Below are 18,258 nucleotides of genomic sequence, written 5' to 3'. Positions count from 1 at the left end.
GAAAGCGCCCTGACACCGGGTACCCTGTTCGGCGAAGGGGCCTTAGCTCAGTTGGTAGAGCGCTGTCTTTGCATGGCAGATGTCAGGGGTTCGACTCCCCTAGGCTCCACCCCACACCCCTCCGACCTGCGGTAACGCGGCGGAGGGGTTTTTTGTGCGCCGCCGCGTCCGGTGGCCCGCCCCCGATGCTCGGCGCCGCGGTCCTCAAGGCCGGCACGAGCGCGGCCAACTCGCCTACGGGCAGGCACGAGCGGACGCCGGTCCGCGGGCTCCTGCCCGGGTGCCCGTCCCGGTGCCGGCCCGGGCCCGCGCACGCCAACGGGCCGTGCCCCCGGTGCGGGGTGCGGCCCGTTGGCGGTGGAGTCGGGGTCAGGCGGTGGGGCCGCCGCCGCGTCGTTCGTCGGATTCCGCCTCGGCCTGCTTGGCCCGCACCTCGGGGTCGAGCGGGCCGCCCTGCCCGCCGTCGACGGAGCTCAGGTGGCCGCGTTCGTCGACCTCGGTGGGCGCCGGCGGCTCGACCAGCCAGTCCGGGTTGGCCTGCTTGTCCCACCACTTCCAGGCGGCGACCGCACCGGCCACCACGACGCCCAGCAGCGCCAGCCGCTTGGCGGCCTTGCCGCAGGCCGCCCGGCGGCACTGCTTCTTCTGCAGCTTCTCGATCTCCGCGGCCGTCACCTGCCCACGGAGTGCGGCCAGTGCCGCGGCGCCCCTGGCCAGCGCCTCCTCGCGCACCGGCTCGGCCGCCGCCCGGGCGTTGACCACGGCGTTCTCCAGCCGCGGGGTGGTGTAGTCGGCGGCCTGGCGTGCGGCCTGGAGGGTGCGCAGGGCGGCCCGGCTCGCCGCTGCGTCCATCTTGGGCGGCAGCGCGCCGCGGGCGTGCTCGATCCGCGGGGACAGGTGGGTGTCGTACTGGGCCCGGGCCTGCTGCGCCGCCTCGGCGACCCGGGGGGCGAGCCGGGTGCGCGCCTCCTGCGAGTAGTGGACGGCGGCGTCCTTGGCCGTACCGGCGTAGGGAGCCACCACCTCCGCTGCGTGCCGCACGCCGTCCTTGGCCGAATGGGTCGCGGCGCGCACGCTGTCCTTGCGGGTCACGGGGATCCTCCTCCTCGGTGGGGTCCGGGTCTGGGGGCTGCTCCCCCACCTCTGCTGTGTCGCCTGTCCACCCGATTGACGAGCATGCCCGCTCCCCGCCCACACGGCATGTGCGAACGGGCATCCGGGTCATTGGGGACCTTCCGGAGCCTTGTGTCGACGATGCCACGCACTGCCGCATTGCGCGCGGGAAATCAGTACGAAGACCGTCAAGAGGTGGCGGCCCGGCACCCCGCGGGCAGTTCATGACAGGATCGGGGACCGTCAGTGAAGACTTATGGAAGGTAGATCGTGGCTGAGCAGCTGTACGCCACCCTGAAGACGAACCAGGGCGACATCGAACTCCGGCTCCTGCCGAACCACGCCCCCAAGACGGTCAAGAACTTCGTGGAGCTCGCCAACGGCGAGCGGGAGTGGACCGACCCGAACACCGGTCAGAAGACCACCGCCCGTCTCTACGACGGCACCGTCTTCCACCGCGTGATCAGCGGCTTCATGCTGCAGGGCGGTGACCCGCTGGGCAACGGTACGGGCGGCCCCGGCTACAAGTTCGCCGACGAGTTCCACCCCGACCTGGCGTTCACCAAGCCGTACCTGCTGGCCATGGCCAACGCCGGTCCGGGCACCAACGGCTCGCAGTTCTTCATCACCGTGTCCCCGACCGCCTGGCTGACGGGCAAGCACACCATCTTCGGTGAGGTCACCAACGAGGCCAGCAAGAAGGTCGTCGACACCATCGCCGAGGCCCAGACCAACCCGCGCACCGACCGTCCGGTGCAGGACGTCGTCATCGAGTCGGTGATCATCGAGACCCGCTGAGCGGGTCCCGCCCCGGCCTGTTCCGGGGAACCATCGCGCCCCGTCCGGTCGTAGAAGAGGGAGACGGGGCGCGAAGCTCGTTGTGGGGCGGCGCCCGGGCGACGGGTGGGGCGTGAAGCCCGTTGTGGGGCGCTGCTCGGGTGACGGGCGGCTGCCCCGGCGACCCCGGTGAGAATGAGGACGAGGGGACCGATGGACCAGCCAGGCAGCCCACAGGAGCCGCAGCAGGCGCACGGCCAGGACGGCCTGCCCGGTTGCCACCGTCACCCGGACCGGCCGACCGGCATCCGCTGCACCCGTTGCGACCGGCCGATCTGCCCGGAGTGCATGGTCAGCGCCTCGGTCGGCTTCCAGTGCCCGGACTGCGTGCGCACCGGCGGCGGCAGCGGCCCGGCGCCGCGGGCCAGCGCGCCGCGCACGATGGCGGGCGGCACGCTCACCGCCGACCCCAAGCTGATCACCAAGATCCTGCTGGGCCTCAACGTCGCGGTCTTCGTCGCGGTGCTCGCGACCCAGCAGTCCGGGTTCGACCTGGTCAACCGGCTCGACATGATCGGCCTGGCCGTCGACCCCAGCCGCTACCAGCTGGTCGGGGTCGCGCATGGCGAGTGGTACCGCCTGCTGACCGCGGTCTTCCTGCACCAGGAGATCGCGCACATCGGCTTCAACATGCTCTCGCTGTGGTGGCTGGGCCCGCCGCTGGAGGCGGCGCTCGGCCGGCTCCGCTTCACCGCCCTGTACCTGCTGGCCGGGCTGGGCGGCAGCGCTCTGACCTTCCTGCTCAGCGCGCAGAACCAGCCCTCGTTGGGCGCGTCCGGCGCGATCTTCGGCCTGCTGGGTGCCACGGCCGTGCTGATGCGCCGGCTGCGGTACGACATGAAGCCGGTGCTGATCCTGCTCGCCCTCAACCTGGCCTTCACGTTCCTGTGGCCGAACATCGCCTGGCAGGCGCACGTCGGCGGGCTGGTCGTGGGCGCCGCGGTGGCGTTCGGCATGGTGCACGCGCCGCGGGAGCGCCGGACGCTGGTGCACGTCGGCACCTGCGCGCTGGTCCTGCTCGCGATCGTCGCCCTGGTGTGGGTACGCACCCTTCAACTGGTGGGTTGAGGCCCCGCGGGGCCATGTTGTCCACAGTCAGTGAAGGATCTTGTGCATGCTGTGCAGAAGTCGGCCCCACTGCCCCGCTGTGCGGTGTTTCCGCAGGAAGGCGCGGGGATGGAGGCCGGCGCCGGGGGGGTGCCGCCGGTCACACCGGCGTCAACCCCCCGAAGGTTATCCACAGATCTTCTGAAGTTTTCCCCGGCTGTGGATAACTGTGTGGATGGCCTTGGGCAGGGCTTGCGCTACCCCTGAGGGCGGGCGGGGGCTACTTCCACTGGGTGGAGACGCCGAACCCCACCGCGATGAAGCCGAAGCCGCACACGATGTTCCAGTTGCCCATCGCCTTGATCGGCAGATCGCCCTCGGAAACGTAGTACAGCACGATCCACGCGAGCCCGATGACGAACATCGCCAGCATCAGCGGCGCGACCCACCCGCGGCCTGCGTTCATCTTCAGATTGGTGGTCTTCGCCGGCGGCGGCGTGAAGTCGTCCTTCTTGCGGATCCGTGACTTCGGCACGAGGAACTCTCCTGTCGATGTGCTGCTCCCCCACTCTCCACGGTGAGCGGGCGGTTCCCTCCGCACGGATGCGGTACGAGAGCCAGGGTACGGACACGAGGGGAACGGAATTCCTTCCCAGGCGTCCGTTAGCGTAGTGCTTCCGCGGCGTCGTAAGGAGTAAGGGTACGTTGAGCACTTCCGACGGCTCCCCCGGGCGCCCCCTCCGAGCCCGACTGCGGCCCGTTCGGCTCCTCACCCTCCTCGTCTTCGCCCTCGCCGGCCTGATGTTCTGGCTCAGCTTCGACACCGCCCGCGGCACCAACCTCCGCTCGGACGATCCGATGCTGCGGCTGTCCGACCTGATCCAGGAACGCAGCCACAAGAACGGCACCCAGGACGAGCGCAACGCCGGTCTGCGCTCCGAGGTCGACGCCCTCGCCCGCCGCGACACCGCCCCGTCCGCCTCCCAGGACGCCGCGCTCCAGGGCCTGGAAAAGAACGCCGGCACCAAGCCGGTCTCCGGCCAGGGGCTGACGGTCACGCTCACCGACGCCCCGCCGAACGCCACCGCCAAGATCCCCGGCATCCCCGAGCCCCAGCCCAACGACCTCGTCATCCACCAGCAGGACCTCCAGGCCGTGGTGAACGCGCTCTGGCACGGCGGCGCCAAGGGCATCAAGGTCATGGACCAGCGGCTGATCTCCACCAGTGCGGTCCGCTGTGTCGGCAACACCCTGATCCTCCAGGGCCGGGTCTACTCCCCGCCCTACAAGATCACCGCAGTCGGCGACCGCGACGCCCTCAACAGCGCCCTGACCGCGTCCCCCGCCATCCAGAACTACCTCCAGTACGTCAACGCCTACGGCCTCGGTTGGAAAGTCGACCAGGACGAGGCGGTGACTCTTCCCGGCTACTCCGGCACAGTGGATCTCCACTACGCACAGCCTGTGAAGCCGTAGCCCGCATCCCGCGGGCCGGCAGGGAGGGGCGGTCGGATGACGGTGCGGTGGATCGTGCGGACGGCCAGCGAAATCTGTCTCACCGTGGGCGCGTTGATCGTCCTCTTCGTCGTCTACCTCCTCTACTGGACCGGCGTCCGGGCGGACAGTGCGATGGACGGCGAGATCGGCAGGCTCCAGGACCAGTGGTCCACCGGCCCTGTCGCCGCCGGCGCCCCCGCCCCCACACCCAACGCCCCGCCCCGCCGCTACGCCCCGGGCGCGTCCTTCGCCGTGATGTACATCCCCCGCTTCGGGCCGGACTGGGCCAAGCCCGTCCTGGAGGGCACCGGGACCGACGTCCTCCAGCGCGGCCTGGGCCACTACGACCGGACCGCGCGGCTCGGCGCGACCGGAAACTTCGCCGTCGCCGGCCACCGCCGCACCTACGGCGACCCGTTCAAGGACTTCCCACAACTGCGCCCCGGGGACGCCGTGGTCCTCACCGACGGCACCACGTGGTTCACCTACCGCATCGACAACCACCCCTACACGACGCTGCCCACCGACATCGGCGTGATCGATCCGGTCCCGCAGAAGTCCGGCTTCACCGGTCCCGGCCGCTACCTGACGCTGACCACCTGCGAACCGGAGTGGGGCCACAGCCACCGCCTGATCGCCTGGGCGCACCTCGATTCGACCCAATCCGTCACCCAGGGAAGGCCGTCGGCTTTGCCCGGCTGACCCACCCGGGCACAGCCTCTCCCCTTACTCTGGTGTCGCAATCGACATCGTCCAACGGCATCGGCAAGGGGACAGCGACAGCATGTACGGCTGGATCTGGCGGCATCTGCCGGGCACCACGTGGGTGAAGGCGCTGCTTTCCGTGGTGCTCGCCCTGGCGGTGGTCTTCGTGCTCTTCCAGTGGGTCTTTCCGTGGGCGGAGCCACTGCTCCCCTTCAATGACGTCACTGTCGACCAAGGGATGGCAGCCACCCGATGACCGCACGGATTCTCGTCGTCGACAACTACGACAGCTTCGTCTTCAACCTGGTCCAGTACCTCTACCAGCTCGGTGCCGCATGCGAGGTGCTGCGCAACGACGAGGTGGCCCCGCGCCATGCCCAGGACGGCTTCGACGGCGTGCTGCTCTCCCCGGGCCCCGGTACCCCCGAGCAGGCCGGGATCTGCGTCGACATGGTCCGGCACTGCGCGGACACCGGCGTCCCGGTGTTCGGCGTGTGCCTGGGCCTGCAGTCGATGGCGGTCGCCTACGGCGGAGTGGTGGACCGGGCCCCCGAGCTGCTGCACGGCAAGACCTCGCCCGTCCTCCACGAGGGCGCCGGCGTCTTCGCCGGACTGCCCTCGCCCTTCACCGCCACCCGCTACCACTCGCTGGCCGTCGAACCGGACACCGTCCCCGACGAGCTGGCGGTCACGGCCTGGACGGAGGCGCCCGACGCCCCCGGCGGCCGGATCATCATGGGCCTGCGCCACCGTGAACTCCCCGTGGAGGGCGTGCAGTTCCACCCCGAGTCGGTACTGACGGAATGGGGACACCGGATGCTGGCCAACTGGCTGGTGGAGTGCGGCGACATGGGAGCGGTGGAGCGTTCGGCGGGGCTTGCCCCGGTGGTCGGCAAGGCCGGCGCGTGACCGCGCTGCGCCCCGAGCACGAAGGGCGGTCCTACGAACCGCACGAGGACCCGCCACAGGCACCGCAGGACCCGTACGCGCCCACCGAGCCACCCGGCCGGTCTGACGCGTTCGAAGCGGCGGTGGGACGGCTCGACGACCCGCTGAACGACCCCCTGCCCGGTCGGTCGGCGCCGTCGCGCCCCCACCCTGACCCGTACCCGACCTCGTACGCCCCGGACGCGCCCACCGCCCGCCCCGGCGGGGGAGCCGCGGCCGAGGGCTCCCCCTGGTTCCGGCCCCGCCAGGACCCGCCGGCGCCCTCCCGGCCCGCGACACCGGAGCCTCCGCGGCGTTCGGCCCGGCACCGCAGACCCGGCCCCGGCGACACCCCGCCGGTGCCCCGGCCCGCGCCGCCGCGCGGCCCCGAAGCCGATCTCTACGGCCAGGTGAACGGCGGCTTCGGCCGCGGCAGTTACGCGCCACCCCCGACCGAGCCGATATCCGACCCGCACGGCCCGCACGGGGTCGCGGAGGCCCTCACCGCGCCCCTCCCCACGATCCCCCCGCTGGTTCCGTCACGGTCCGGTCGGTCCTTGCGCCCCACACCGACCGCTGCTCCGCCACGGTCGGACGACGAGACCATGGCGCTGCGCCAGGCCGAACAGCCCGTCCGGGGCGACGTTTCACGTGAAACCAGCGCGCACGTTTCACGTGAAACCGACGCCGCCACCGCTGTTTCACGTGAAACCACGACCGCTGCGGAGCCGGGAGGCCGCGCGGCCCGTCGCAAGGCTGCCCAGGCGGCGGGCAAGGGGGGCGGCCGCCACGGTCGGCGCGGTGCCGGGGCTGCCGCTGCGTCCGCTTCCGCCGTGACCGCTGCCGAGGCGCCCAAGCCACCCATGACGCGCGTCGAGGCCCGCCGGGCCCAGCGCGCCGCCAAGGACAGCCCCGGCCTGATCGCCAGCCGCGCGCTGGGCGAAGTGTTCATCACGCTCGGCGTGCTGATGCTCCTCTTCGTCACCTACCAGCTGTGGTGGACGAACGTGATGGCCGGCGAGGAGGCCGGCGGCGCCGCCAACAACCTCCAGCACGAGTGGGACCAGGGCGGCGGCGAGAAGAAGAACCTCGCGGACGGCGAGCGCTTCGGCATCATGTACATCCCGAAGCTCGACGTGAAGGCCCCGATCGCCGAAGGCATCGACAAGCACTCCGTCCTCGACCACGGCATGGTCGGCCACTACGACGCCGCCAGCGGCATCAAGACCGCCATGCCGTGGGACAAGACCGGCAACTTCTCCGTCGCCGCCCACCGCAACACCCACGGCGAGCCGTTCCGCTACATCAACCGCCTGACCAAGGGCGACAAGATCGTGGTCGAGACGCAGAGCGCCTACTACACCTACGAGATGGAGAGCGTCCTCCCGCAGACCTCTCCCAGCAACACCAGTGTGATCACGCCGGTGCCGCCCGGGTCGGGATTCACCGGCCCCGGCCGGTACATCACCTTGACCACCTGCACCCCGGAATTCACCAGTACCTATCGGTTGATCGTCTGGGGCAAGATGGTCGACGAGCGGCCGCGGAGCAAGGGCAAACCAGCAGCGCTCGCCGGCTGAGCGGACGACTGAAGGGGAGCGACGCGGTGACTGCCAGCGGAATCGACGAGGACCAAGACGACCGGCCCGCGACGTCACCTGCACCGCGCCGGAGGTGGCAGACCTTCGCCTCCGTCGTCAGCGTCATCGGCGAACTGCTCATCACGGCCGGGCTGGTCCTCGGCCTGTTCGTCGTCTACTCGCTGTGGTGGACCAACGTCCTCGCCGACCGCGAATCGCACAAGCAGGGCGACAAGGTCCGTCAGCACTGGGCCACCGCGGCTCCCGGCCCCAAGGGCCCGGGGGAGTTGGACACCAAGGACGGCATCGGCTTCCTGCATGTCCCGGCGATGAACAACGGCGACGTGCTGGTCAAGAAGGGCACCGGCAGCGACATCCTCAACGAGGGCGTGGCCGGCTACTACACCAAGCCCGTCAAGTCCGCCCTGCCGCAGGACAAGAAAGGCAACTTCACCCTCGCCGCCCACCGCGACGGCCACGGCGCGAAGTTCCACAACATCGACAAGCTCAAGGACGGCGACCCGATCGTCTTCGAGACCAAGGACACCTGGTACGTCTACAAGGTCTTCGCGACGCTGTCGCAGACCTCGAAGTACAACGTGAAGGTCCTCGACGAGGTCCCCGCCGAATCCGGCAAGCACAAAGCCGGCCGCTACATCACGCTCACCACCTGCACCCCCGTCTACACCTCGGACTACCGCTACGTCGTCTGGGGCGAACTGGTCCGCACCCAGAAGGTCGACGCGGACCGCACGCCGCCCGCCGAACTCCGCTGAGTCCCGCACCGCACGACGGAGCCCCGGCCGCCCTCCAAGGGCCGCCGGGGCTCCGTCGTACGGTGCCGCGCGGGCGCTAGTGCTTCTTGCCCCAGCCGAACGGGCCGCCGAAGATGCCGCCGTCGTTGTTGCCGTCGTTGTTGCCACCCATGGTGGTCAAGGTGACGGTGGTCGACGCGGGGTCACCGCCGGTTCCCGGCTGCGGGTCCTGGCTGATGACCATGGCGTTGTCGTCCTGCGAACTGCCGCCCGCGAACTGGATGTTGTTGAAGCCCGCCTGCTGCAGCATCTGCTTGGCGTCCTTCACCTTCTTGCCCGTCACGCCCGGCACCTGCGCCTGCGCCGCCTTGCCCACGGTCAGGGTGACCGTGGAGCTCTGCGCCGCCTGCTGGTTCCCGGTCGGGGACTGGGAGATGACCTTGCCGTTCTGCGCCGGGTCGGACACGTCCTGCTCGGTCCGGGCGACGGTGAAGCCCAGGTCCTGCAGCTGCTTCTGCGCCGCGTTGAAGTCCTGGCCGGTGACGTCCGGAACGGTCGACTTCGGCGCCGCCTTGGCCACCGTCAGCGTGATCTGGGTGTCCTTGGTCGTCTCGGCCTGCGCCTTGGGGTCCTGCTTGGTGACGACGCCCGGCGTCCGGTCGGACACCTCTTCCGTCTTGGTGACGTTCTGGAAGCCCTTGCTCTTGAGCAACTGCTCCGCCTGGTCGAAGGGCATGCCCTGCACGTCCGGCACGGCCACCTTGACCGCGCCCGAGCACATCGTCACCTTGACCGTGGCGCCCTTGTCGATCTTCTCGTCGGCCGCCGGGTCCTGCTCGGTGACCTGGCCCTTCTTGGCGTTGTCACACTGCTTGCTGCCCTGCTTGGTGACCTTGAAGGAGCTGTTCTCGCCGTAGGACTTCGCCTCCGCCAGCGTCTTGCCGACGAGGTTGGGCACCGAGATGCTGTTGTTCTTGGTCCCGCCGCTGAACATGGCCTTGCCGATGAAGATCGCACCGACCAGGACCAGGACCGCCGCCAGCACCAGCAGGATCGTGGAGAGGTTGCTCTTCTTCTGGCCGCCGCCCCGCCGCCGGTCCGCGCGGTCCTCGTAGCCGTAGCCCCCGTCGTCGGGGTTCATCGGCGGCAGCATCGACGTCTTCGGGCCGCCCGGGTCTTGCGCCCGCAGCAGCGTCGTCGGCTGGTCCTGCTCGCCGTAGCCGACCGCACCGAGCGCGGCGGTCGCCGCGACGGGCTGGCCGTCCAGCGCCGCCTCGATGTCGGCTCGCATCTCGTCCGCCGACTGGTAGCGGTAGTCCGGATCCTTGACCAGCGCCTTCAGGACGATCGCGTCCATCTCCGGCGAGATCTCCGGATCGAAGGTGCTCGGCGACTGCGGTTCCTCCCGCACGTGCTGGTAGGCCACCGCGACCGGGGAGTCCCCCACGAACGGCGGCCGCACCGTCAGCAGCTCGTAGAGCAGGCAGCCCGTCGAATACAGGTCGGAGCGGGCGTCGACCTGCTCGCCCTTGGCCTGCTCCGGCGACAGGTACTGCGCGGTGCCGATCACCGCCGCCGTCTGCGTCATGGTCATCCCGGCGTCGCCCATGGCCCGGGCGATGCCGAAGTCCATCACCTTGACCTGGCCGGTACGGGTCAGCATCACGTTGGCCGGCTTGATGTCGCGGTGCACGATGCCGGCGCGGTGCGAGTACTCCAGCGCCTGCAGCACGCCGGTGGTCATCTCCAGCGACCGCTCGGGCAGCAGCTTCCGCCCGGAGTGCAACAGCTCGCGCAGCGTCGACCCGTCCACGTACTCCATGACGATGTACGGGATCGACACCCCGTCGACGTAGTCCTCGCCGGTGTCGTAGACCGCGACGATCGACGGGTGGTTCAGCGAGGCGGCCGACTGGGCCTCACGGCGGAACCGGGCTTGGAAGGACGGATCGCGAGCGAGGTCCGCCCGCAGCGTCTTCACCGCCACGGTGCGGCCCAGGCGGGTGTCATGCGCGAGGTAGACCTCCGCCATGCCACCACGGCCGAGCACCGAGCCCAGCTCGTACCGGCCGCCGAGGCGACGCGGCTCTTCCATAAGCTTCTCCAGCCCTCTCCGTCAGTCCCGACCGCACCCGTGTGTGGTCCGGCGGTGTGCTGTCCGGGCATACCGTACCCGGCACGCCGTCCCGGACCGGACCGGAGCCGCAACCTGATATGTGACCGGTATCGCCATGACCGCCGTCACCGCTCGCCGGCGATGACCGCCTCCATCACGCTCTTCGCGATCGGCGCGGCGAGCTTGCCGCCGGCGATGTCGCCGCGCAGGGTGTCCGACCCCTCGATGACGACCGCCACCGCCACCGGGGTGCCCTTGGCGGTCTTGGCGTACGAGATGAACCAGGCGTACGGGTTGTCCTTGTTGTTCTCGCCGTGCTGCGCGGTGCCCGTCTTGCCACCGACCGTGACGCCGGGGATCTGCGCGGTGGTGCCCGTGCCTTCCTTGACCACGGTCTCCATGATGCTCTGCAGCTTCTGGGCGTTCTCCGGCTTCAGCGGCCGGCTCATCTCCTGCGGCGTGTGCTGCTGCACGACGTTGAGGTTCGGGGCCACCAGCTGGTCGACCATGTACGGCTTCATCAGCTTGCCGCCGTTGGCGACCGCCGACGCGACCATCGCCATCTGCAGCGGCGTGGCGCGGTTCGACGCCTGGCCGATGCCGGCCATCGCGTTCTGCGGCCGGTTGTCCTTCGGGTAGACGCTCTCCGCGGCCCGCACCGGGGTGTCGATCTTCCCGTCGTTGAAGCCGAACTTCTCCGCCTCGGACTTCATCTTCGCGTTGCCGAGGTCCGCGCTGACCTTGCCGAAGACGGTGTTGCAGGAGTACTGCAGCGCCACCCGCATCGTCGCGTTCTCGCAGGGGATGTTGCCCTCGTTGTTCAGGGGCTGGTGCGCGGTGTCCGGCAGGATGTACGGCACCGGTGAGTCGGTCTTGGCGTCGACGTCGGTGTACAGGCCGTTCTCCAGCGCCGCGGCGGCCGTCACGACCTTGAACGTGGAGCCGGGCGGGTACGTCTGCCGCAGCGCCCGGTTCAGCATCGGGTCGTCGGGGTCGTTCTGCTTCAGCAGCGCGTTGTACGCCGTGGCGTCCTTGTCGCTCATCCCCGCGAACGTCGACGGGTCGTACGACGGGGTGCTGGCCAGCGCCAGGATCGCCCCGGTCTCCGGGTTGAGCGCCACCACGGCGCCCTTCTTGTCCCCGAGCCCGTCGAAGGCCGCCTGCTGCGCCTTGGCGTCGAGGGTGGTCACCACGTTCCCGCCCTTCTGCTTGCCGCCGGTGAACATGTCGACCGTGCGGCTGAAGAAGAGCCGGTCATCGGTGCCGGTGAGGATCGCGTCGTTCAGCTTCTCCAACTGGTTGGAGTCGAACGCCTGCGACGCGTAGCCGGTCACCGGCGCCCACATCTTGCCGTTCTTGTAGGTGCGCTTGTACTTGAAGTCGCCGATGTCCGTGGTCGTCGAGCCGGTGATGGCCTTGCCGTCCACGATGATGTTGCCGCGCGGCGTGCTGTAGCGCTCGATCGCCACCCGGCGGTTGTTGGGATCGTTCTTGAGCTGGTCGCTCTGGACGAACTGCACCCAGTTCACGCGGACGAGCAGGGCGAGGACGAGCAGGCCGCAGAAGACCGCGACCCGTCGCAGGGGCTTGTTCACGGGCGGACCACCTGGGTCATCTCGGCGTCGGTGGACGGGGCGGGGGCGGGGGCGGGACGGCGCGCGGTGTCACTGATCCGGAGCAGGATGCCCACCAGCGCCCAGTTGGCGATGACGGACGAACCGCCCTGCGCCAGGAACGGCATCGTCATGCCGGTCAGCGGGATGAGACCCGTCACACCGCCGGCGACGACGAAGACCTGGAGGGCGAAGGCACCGGAGAGACCGACCGCCAGCAGCTTGCCGAACGGGTCGCGGGCGGCCAGCGCCGTGCGGATGCCGCGCTCGATGAGCAGGCCGTACAGCAGCAGGATCGCCATCAGACCGGCCAGGCCGGTCTCCTCGCCGACGGTGGCGAGGATGTAGTCGCTCTTCGGGGCGATGCCGCCGATGAGGCGGGAGTAGCCCTGTCCGAGGCCGGACCCGAGGATGCCGCCGGAGCCGAAGGAGTACATCGCCTGCGCGGTCTCCGTCACGCCGCCGTTCAGCAGCTCCAGCGGGTTGAGCCAGTTGTGGACGCGGACCTGCACGTGGGACTCGAAGGTGGCCACGGCGACCGCACCGCCGGCGCTCAGCAGCAGGCCGAACACGATCCAGCTGGTCCGCTCGGTGGCGACGTACAGCATGATCACGAAGAGGCCGAAGAAGAGCAGCGAGGTGCCCAGGTCGGTCTCGAAGACGAGGATCATCAGGCTGAGCGCCCAGATGACCAGGATCGGGCCGAGGTCCCTGCCGCGCGGCAGGTACATGCCCATGAAGCGGCGGCTGGCCAGCGCCAGCGCGTCGCGCTTCACCATCAGGTAGCCGGCGAAGAAGATCGCGATGACGATCTTCGCGAACTCACCGGGCTGCAGCGAACCCACACCGGGGATCGTGATCCAGATGCGCGCGCCGAAGCGGGCCGGGAAGAAGATCGGCGCGACCAGCAGGACCAGCGCGACCACCATCGAGATGTAGGTGTAGCGCTGCAGGACGCGGTGGTCCTTGAGGAAGATCAGTACGCCGAGGAAGAGCGCGACGCCCAGCGTCGACCACATCATCTGGCCCGGTGCCATGGCACCGCCCAGCTGCGGGGTGCTGATCTTCGGCTCCTGGTCGAGCCGCCAGATGAACACCAGCCCCAGGCCGTTCAGCAGCGTCGCGATGGGCAGCATCAGCGGATCCGCGTACGGCGCCCACTTGCGGACGACGAGGTGCGCGACGCCCGCCAACAGGCCCAGCCCCAGGGTGTACCCCAGCGCCCCGGCGGGCACCGAACCGTCCTTCGCCAGGCCGACGTTGACGTAGGCGAAGACCGGGATCAGCACCGCGAAGACCAGCAGGGCCAGCTCGGTGTTGCGGCGGCTGGGCGCGGCGAACGTGCCCACGGTGGTCGTGGTCGTTGTACTGCTCATAAAATCTCCGGCCCCCTACGCCCTCACTGCTGGGTACTGCAATTCTTCTCCAGCTTCTGCTGCTCCTCGGAGGGAGTCTGGGTGGGGGTGGGGGTGGGGTCTGCAGTCGTGGAAAGGGCACCGGTCACGCCGTTGCCGGCGGGGGCGCCCGTCTTGCTGCCGGGCTTCTGGCCGTTCTTGCCCTTGGCGGCCGCGGCCTCCCGCTCGGCGGCCTCCCGCTGTTCCTTGGCCTGGCAGGCGTTGGCCTGCTTGCCGAGCTCGGTCACCTTGTCGCTGGCCTGGTTGCGGTTGTCGACCGCGATGGTCTCCTTGACCTGGTTGCGCTGGTAGACCGGCAGGTACTTGAGTTCGATCTCGGGGTGGTCCTCGTCGACCGCGTTGAGCTTGATCCACGCGAGGTCCTGGCTGATGCCCCGGTACAGCGCGACGTGGTCGTCCTTGGCGCCGACGAAGTACTGCGTCTGCGTCCACTGGTAGCCGGCGTACAGCCCGCCGCCGAGCACACCGAGCGCGAGCACGGTGAACAGCGACGCCTTGAGCCACTTGCCGCGCCGCCGCGGCTTGAGAAAGTCCTCGTCGGTGAACGCGCCGAACGAGCCGTGCGGCACCCCGCCGACCTCGGGCTCCCCGCTGCCGGGGGGCCCGAAGGCGCCTCCCGGAGCCGGCGCGGCGTCCCGGCGGCCCAGCTCGGCGGCGCGGGCGGCGGGCGTCTGGAGCGTGCTGGGGTCGTTCAGCTGGTGTTGGTTCTCGGCGACCGCGCCGACCACCACCGGGGTGTCGTTGAGCTGCCCGGCGGCGGCCTCGGTGCCGTCCACGTCGAGCACGTCGGCGACGATGCAGGTGATGTTGTCCGGCCCGCCGCCGCGCAGTGCGAGCTGGATCAGCTCCTGCACCGTCTCGTGCGGCCCCTGGTAGCCGGCCAGGGTCTCTTCGAGCGTCTGGTGGCTGACGACTCCGGACAGTCCGTCCGAGCAGATCAGGTACCGGTCCCCGGCCCGCACCTCGCGGATCGACAGGTCCGGTTCGACGTGGTCGCCACTGCCCAGCGCCCGCATCAGCAGTGAGCGCTGCGGGTGGGTGGTGGCCTCCTCCTCGGTGATCCGGCCCTCGTCGACCAGCCGCTGCACCCAGGTGTGGTCCTGCGTGATCTGGGTCAGCATCCCGTCGCGCAGCAGGTAGGCGCGGGAGTCGCCGACGTGCACCAGGCCGAGCCGCTGGCCCGTCCACAGCAGGGCGGTCAGGGTCGTCCCCATGCCCTCCAGCTGCGGGTCCTCCTCGACCATCACCCGCAGCTGGTCGTTGGCGCGCTGTACGGCGGTGCCCAGCGAGGTGAGGATGTCGGAGCCGGGAACGTCGTCGTCGAGCTGGACGAGCGTGGAGATCACCTCGGAGGAGGCGACCTCACCGGCGGCCTGGCCGCCCATGCCGTCCGCGATGGCGAGCAGGCGGGGCCCGGCGTAGCCGGAGTCCTCGTTGCCCTCGCGGATCATGCCCTTGTGCGATCCGGCGGCGAAGCGCAGCGACAGACTCATGCGCACCTCACCCGTCGGCTCGGGGTACAGCCGGTCTCGTCGAGCCACACTGCCCACCCTCCGGTCGGGAGCACGCCCGGGTCCGCCGAGTGGACCGTTACGGCTCGCTCGCTCCGCTCGCTCATTGTCGTACTACTTCCGCAGCTCGATGACGGTCTTGCCGATGCGGATCGGGGCTCCCAGAGGAATCGGAGTCGCGGTCGTCAGTCGGGTCCGGTCAAGGTACGTGCCGTTGGTGGAACCGAGGTCCTCGACGATCCACTGGCCGTCACGGTCCGGGTAGATCCTGGCATGCCGGCTGGACGCGTAGTCGTCGTCCAGCACGATGGTGGAGTCGTGCGCCCGGCCCAGGCTGATCGTCTGGCCCTGGAGGGCGACGGTCGTGCCGGCCAGCGTGCCTTCGGAGACCACCAGCTTGGTGGGGGCTCCGCGCCGCTGCCGGCCGCCGCCGCGGCTGCCGCTCTCCTGGCGGCGTTGCTGTTGCTGGGGAGCGGCCTGGCGCTGGGTGCGCGGTTCGGGTCCGCCGCGTCGGGCGGCGCCGCGCTGTGTGACGCGCGTGCCGAACAGATCGCTGCGGATGACCTGAACGGCCACGATGACGAACAGCCACAGTACGGCGAGGAAACCCAACCGCATGACCGTGAGGGTCAGCTCTGACATTGCCCCCGCTTCACCCTTCGGCTTGCCGGTAAACGATGGTGGTACTGCCCACGACGATCCGCGAGCCGTCGCGGAGACTAGCGTGGGTGGTGTGTTGCCCGTCCACCACGATCCCGTTCGTGGACCCCAGATCCTGGATCGTGGGGGGTGGTCCGACCCGGATCTCACAGTGACGCCGGGAGACTCCCGGGTCGTCGATCCGTACGTCGGCGTCGGTGCTGCGACCCAGCACCAAGGTGGACCGCGAAATCTGGTGGCGGGTGCCGTTGATCTCGACCCAGCGCCGGGTCTGCGCGTACGGCTGCGGTCCCGCGCCGGGCGCTGCGGACCGGGGCACGGGGGGCGCACCGGGGGGCGGCGAGGTCGGCATGGGCGGGGCCACGTGGCCGCCGGGCTGGCTCGGCGCTCCGGTGGCGCGGGCCGCCGCGGCCTGGCCGGGCCGGTCCTGGGACGTGCTGGAGGCGAGGGTGCGGCTGCGGACGCGGTACAGGCCGGTGTCGAGATCCTCGGCCTTCTCCAGATGGACCTTGATCGGGCCCATGAAGGTGTAGCGCTGCTGCTTGGCGTAGTCGCGGACCATGCCCGCCAACTCGTCACCGAGCTGCCCGCTGTACGGACTCAGCCGCTCGTAGTCCGGAGTGCTCAGCTCGACGATGAAGTCGTTGGGAACGACCGTGCGGTCGCGGTTCCAGATGCTGGCGTTGTTGTCGCACTCGCGCTGCAGAGCGCCGGCGATCTCAACGGGCTGCACTTCGGACTTGAACACCTTGGCGAAGGTGCCGTTGACGAGACCTTCGAGACGCTGCTCGAAGCGCTTCAGTACTCCCACGGGGCACCTCCTTCCTCAGTCTTCCTCAGGGTCGTCCTGATACTGCTTACTGATCGTATCCACGCGCCGGGAAATCGGCTGGTTCCCCTTTCCTGCCTGGAGGACGAGTGTCGCCCACCACAGGGTTGCCCGGTGTCCGTCGTCCTCTTGCCGCTCTCCTTCGGCCGCTTGCAGTGCACTGCGATCGTAGATGTGCCCCGATACCAGTGTCCCGCAACCGCCCGTCCGCCCGAGGGGGCGGGGGCCGACTCCGGCCAGTGTCCCGGGAGCCCCTGTGAGGAACGCGCCCGGTCGCCCGTGAGTGCCGCCCGCCCCTCGCAGGCCTGTGGCCGGGGGAAAGGCGTGTGAAGTCACCCCCGACACCGTGCTAATGTTCTGGATGTCGGAAGGCGCTCCCGCAAGACCCGGACCGAACGGCCCGGATCGCGTGAGAGAATAAACCGGCAGCACCCATGCGCGGGTGGCGGAATAGGCAGACGCGCTGGATTCAGGTTCCAGTGCCCGAAAGGGCGTGGGGGTTCAACTCCCCCCTCGCGCACAGATGAGACCCCCGGTCTCCGGAGAAATCCGGAGACCGGGGGTCTTGCGTTGTGCCCGCAGTGCCGTGGGTCGACCGCCGTGCGGCGCGGGCCGCGACGTGAGCCCGGCCATGTGAGCACCGCGACGTGAGTCCTACGTCACATTCCCCGCTGCGCTTGCCCGTTCGGGGTGTCCGGCGGGCGGTGAAGTGACCGCCGTCACAGCTCTTACGGCGGCTGTGAAGGCGCGGACCCGGGCGGTTTCCCGTGCCGCGTGGTGCACCACTCCCTGCACCGATTCCGGAAGCCCGGTGACCGGCACGAAGACGACGTCACGGCGCCCGTGGTAGTCGGCCGTCGGTCGGCACAGCAGCATTCCGCCCCGGCCCGCCGCGGTCAGCGTCAGGCCCTCCTGGAGCGTGCTGACCCGGGGGCCGGCCGGGATGGGGAGGCCGGCGGGCGTGGTGGTGGGCGCCTGGACGGTGCGCCAGTACGGCGGCGCCGGTTCGTCGGGGGAGATCAGGGGCAGCTCGGTCAGTTCCTCGGCGTCGAGGGCCGTGCGGGAGGCCAGGGGGTGCCGCACGGACAGTGCCACGGTGAGCGGCTGGGACGAGAACACCGGGCCGAGCACGAGGTCCGGTTCGGTGACCGGGAGCAGCAGCACCGCCACGTCCACCGTCCCGCTCCGCAGCGCCCCGAACGGGTCGCTGAGCGGGATCTCCACGATCTGTGTGGTGCACTGCGGGTGCTGGGCGTGGAAGGCGTCGATGACCTGCATGATCTGGTCGTCCGCGGTGCCCTGGAAGCCGACGGCGAGTCGGCCCTCGACGCCGCGGGCGGCGGTCCGGGCGCGCTCCACCGTGGCGCGCAGGGCGTCGTAGGCGGGGTGCAGGGAGGCGCGGAACTCCTCGCCCAGGGGCGTCAGGCGGACCCGGCGGCACGTGCGGTCCACCAGGCGTGCCCCGATCCGGGACTCCAGGGCGCGCAGCAGTTGACTGACCCGGCTCTGGGAGACGTAGAGGCGGGTGCCGGTGCGGCCGAAGTGCAGTTCTTCGGACAGCACGAGGAAGCACTCCAGCTCGCGGAGTTCGAGGCCGCCGGCGCCGATCGGGCCGGTGCGGGCGGGCGGGCCGCTCATGAGTGCCTTCCAGGT

17 protein-coding genes and 2 tRNA genes are annotated in these 18,258 nt (G+C 70.1%); 10 read left to right on the top strand and 9 right to left on the bottom strand.

Annotated features, from left to right (window positions below; all coding sequences use genetic code 11):
- Positions 1-36: 36 nt before the first annotated feature.
- A tRNA-Ala gene (locus tag ABD385_RS10505) sits at positions 37-109 on the top strand.
- Between the two features lie 260 nt (positions 110-369).
- Here the strand turns inward: ABD385_RS10505 and ABD385_RS10500 are convergent.
- Complete coding sequence (locus tag ABD385_RS10500) at positions 370-1,092, bottom strand: DUF5324 family protein (protein ID WP_344574836.1); 723 nt, start codon at positions 1,090-1,092, stop codon at positions 370-372.
- A gap of 291 nt (positions 1,093-1,383) precedes the next feature.
- On the opposite strand from ABD385_RS10500, the gene ABD385_RS10495 reads away from it, so the two are divergent.
- Together ABD385_RS10495 and ABD385_RS10490 are read left to right on the top strand one after the other, a co-directional pair.
- Positions 1,384-1,911: a peptidylprolyl isomerase gene (locus ABD385_RS10495; RefSeq protein ID WP_344574835.1), complete on the top strand. Its 528-nt coding sequence runs from the start codon at positions 1,384-1,386 to the stop codon at positions 1,909-1,911.
- Positions 1,912-2,103: 192 nt separating this feature from the next.
- Positions 2,104-3,018 (top strand): rhomboid family intramembrane serine protease, encoded by a 915-nt coding sequence (locus ABD385_RS10490; protein WP_344574834.1) that lies wholly within the window; start codon positions 2,104-2,106, stop codon positions 3,016-3,018.
- A gap of 259 nt (positions 3,019-3,277) precedes the next feature.
- On the opposite strand, the gene crgA is transcribed toward ABD385_RS10490, so the two are convergent.
- Positions 3,278-3,532, bottom strand: coding sequence for a cell division protein CrgA (gene crgA / locus ABD385_RS10485; protein WP_016571110.1), 255 nt, complete (start codon positions 3,530-3,532; stop codon positions 3,278-3,280).
- A 170-nt stretch (positions 3,533-3,702) separates the two neighbouring features.
- Here crgA and ABD385_RS10480 point away from each other — a divergent pair, with 170 nt between their 5' ends.
- The 6 genes from ABD385_RS10480 to ABD385_RS10455 all read left to right on the top strand — a co-directional run bounded on the left by ABD385_RS10480 (position 3,703) and on the right by ABD385_RS10455 (position 8,482).
- Positions 3,703-4,473: a DUF881 domain-containing protein gene (locus tag ABD385_RS10480; RefSeq protein ID WP_344574833.1), complete on the top strand. Its 771-nt coding sequence runs from the start codon at positions 3,703-3,705 to the stop codon at positions 4,471-4,473.
- 36 nt (positions 4,474-4,509) lie between these two features.
- Entirely contained in the window at positions 4,510-5,196 is a 687-nt protein-coding gene (locus ABD385_RS10475) for a class E sortase (RefSeq protein WP_344574831.1), read from the top strand.
- A gap of 82 nt (positions 5,197-5,278) precedes the next feature.
- Positions 5,279-5,455, top strand: a complete 177-nt coding sequence (locus ABD385_RS10470) for a hypothetical protein (RefSeq protein WP_344574830.1) — start codon at positions 5,279-5,281, stop codon at positions 5,453-5,455.
- The gene (locus ABD385_RS10465; RefSeq protein WP_344574828.1) at positions 5,452-6,108 is read left to right on the top strand and encodes an aminodeoxychorismate/anthranilate synthase component II; all 657 of its coding nucleotides are present in this window, start codon (positions 5,452-5,454) and stop codon (positions 6,106-6,108) included. Before ABD385_RS10470 ends, ABD385_RS10465 begins: the two co-directional genes overlap by 4 nt.
- Positions 6,105-7,706 carry a class E sortase gene (locus ABD385_RS10460; protein WP_344574827.1) on the top strand — a complete coding sequence of 534 codons (1,602 nt, stop codon included), beginning with the start codon at positions 6,105-6,107 and terminating at the stop codon, positions 7,704-7,706. Before ABD385_RS10465 ends, ABD385_RS10460 begins: the two co-directional genes overlap by 4 nt.
- A 26-nt stretch (positions 7,707-7,732) precedes the next feature.
- The gene (locus ABD385_RS10455; RefSeq protein WP_344574826.1) at positions 7,733-8,482 is read left to right on the top strand and encodes a class E sortase; all 750 of its coding nucleotides are present in this window, start codon (positions 7,733-7,735) and stop codon (positions 8,480-8,482) included.
- A gap of 76 nt (positions 8,483-8,558) precedes the next feature.
- Here the strand turns inward: ABD385_RS10455 and pknB are convergent, their stop codons facing one another.
- From pknB to ABD385_RS10425, 6 genes are all read right to left on the bottom strand, one after another.
- Positions 8,559-10,556: a Stk1 family PASTA domain-containing Ser/Thr kinase gene (gene pknB / locus ABD385_RS10450; protein WP_344574825.1), complete on the bottom strand. Its 1,998-nt coding sequence runs from the start codon at positions 10,554-10,556 to the stop codon at positions 8,559-8,561.
- Positions 10,557-10,702: 146 nt separating this feature from the next.
- Positions 10,703-12,172 (bottom strand): peptidoglycan D,D-transpeptidase FtsI family protein, encoded by a 1,470-nt coding sequence (locus ABD385_RS10445; protein ID WP_344574824.1) that lies wholly within the window; start codon positions 12,170-12,172, stop codon positions 10,703-10,705.
- Complete coding sequence (locus ABD385_RS10440) at positions 12,169-13,566, bottom strand: FtsW/RodA/SpoVE family cell cycle protein (protein ID WP_233657233.1); 1,398 nt, start codon at positions 13,564-13,566, stop codon at positions 12,169-12,171. Before ABD385_RS10440 ends, ABD385_RS10445 begins: the two co-directional genes overlap by 4 nt.
- Before the next feature lie 23 nt (positions 13,567-13,589).
- Positions 13,590-15,098 carry a PP2C family protein-serine/threonine phosphatase gene (locus tag ABD385_RS10435; protein WP_344574823.1) on the bottom strand — a complete coding sequence of 503 codons (1,509 nt, stop codon included), beginning with the start codon at positions 15,096-15,098 and terminating at the stop codon, positions 13,590-13,592.
- A 132-nt stretch (positions 15,099-15,230) separates the two neighbouring features.
- Positions 15,231-15,758, bottom strand: coding sequence for an FHA domain-containing protein FhaB/FipA (locus ABD385_RS10430; protein ID WP_016574845.1), 528 nt, complete (start codon positions 15,756-15,758; stop codon positions 15,231-15,233).
- A 10-nt stretch (positions 15,759-15,768) separates the two neighbouring features.
- Positions 15,769-16,587 (bottom strand): FHA domain-containing protein, encoded by an 819-nt coding sequence (locus ABD385_RS10425; RefSeq protein WP_344574822.1) that lies wholly within the window; start codon positions 16,585-16,587, stop codon positions 15,769-15,771.
- A 454-nt stretch (positions 16,588-17,041) separates the two neighbouring features.
- Between ABD385_RS10425 and ABD385_RS10420 the strand changes: the two genes are divergently transcribed.
- Positions 17,042-17,125, top strand: a tRNA-Leu gene (locus tag ABD385_RS10420).
- Positions 17,126-17,259: 134 nt separating this feature from the next.
- Here the strand turns inward: ABD385_RS10420 and ABD385_RS10415 are convergent.
- Entirely contained in the window at positions 17,260-18,243 is a 984-nt protein-coding gene (locus ABD385_RS10415; RefSeq protein ID WP_344574821.1) for a LysR family transcriptional regulator, read from the bottom strand.
- Between the last annotated feature and the right edge of the window lie 15 nt (positions 18,244-18,258).

This window comes from Streptomyces lunalinharesii (assembly GCF_039532155.1).
GTDB lineage: Bacteria > Actinomycetota > Actinomycetes > Streptomycetales > Streptomycetaceae > Streptomyces > Streptomyces lunalinharesii.
Note: the sequence above shows the minus strand (reverse complement) of the source record. Positions and strands in the feature narration are given on the sequence as shown.

Coding starts and splice junctions, on each gene's coding strand:
- ABD385_RS10435 (WP_344574823.1), bottom strand. CDS start 15,098: ATGAGTCTGTCGCTGCGCTTCGCCGCCGGATCGCACAAGGGCATGATC.
- ABD385_RS10465 (WP_344574828.1), top strand. CDS start 5,452: ATGACCGCACGGATTCTCGTCGTCGACAACTACGACAGCTTCGTCTTC.
- ABD385_RS10470 (WP_344574830.1), top strand. CDS start 5,279: ATGTACGGCTGGATCTGGCGGCATCTGCCGGGCACCACGTGGGTGAAG.
- ABD385_RS10430 (WP_016574845.1), bottom strand. CDS start 15,758: ATGTCAGAGCTGACCCTCACGGTCATGCGGTTGGGTTTCCTCGCCGTA.
- ABD385_RS10440 (WP_233657233.1), bottom strand. CDS start 13,566: ATGAGCAGTACAACGACCACGACCACCGTGGGCACGTTCGCCGCGCCC.
- pknB (WP_344574825.1), bottom strand. CDS start 10,556: ATGGAAGAGCCGCGTCGCCTCGGCGGCCGGTACGAGCTGGGCTCGGTG.
- ABD385_RS10475 (WP_344574831.1), top strand. CDS start 4,510: ATGACGGTGCGGTGGATCGTGCGGACGGCCAGCGAAATCTGTCTCACC.
- ABD385_RS10490 (WP_344574834.1), top strand. CDS start 2,104: ATGGACCAGCCAGGCAGCCCACAGGAGCCGCAGCAGGCGCACGGCCAG.
- ABD385_RS10415 (WP_344574821.1), bottom strand. CDS start 18,243: ATGAGCGGCCCGCCCGCCCGCACCGGCCCGATCGGCGCCGGCGGCCTC.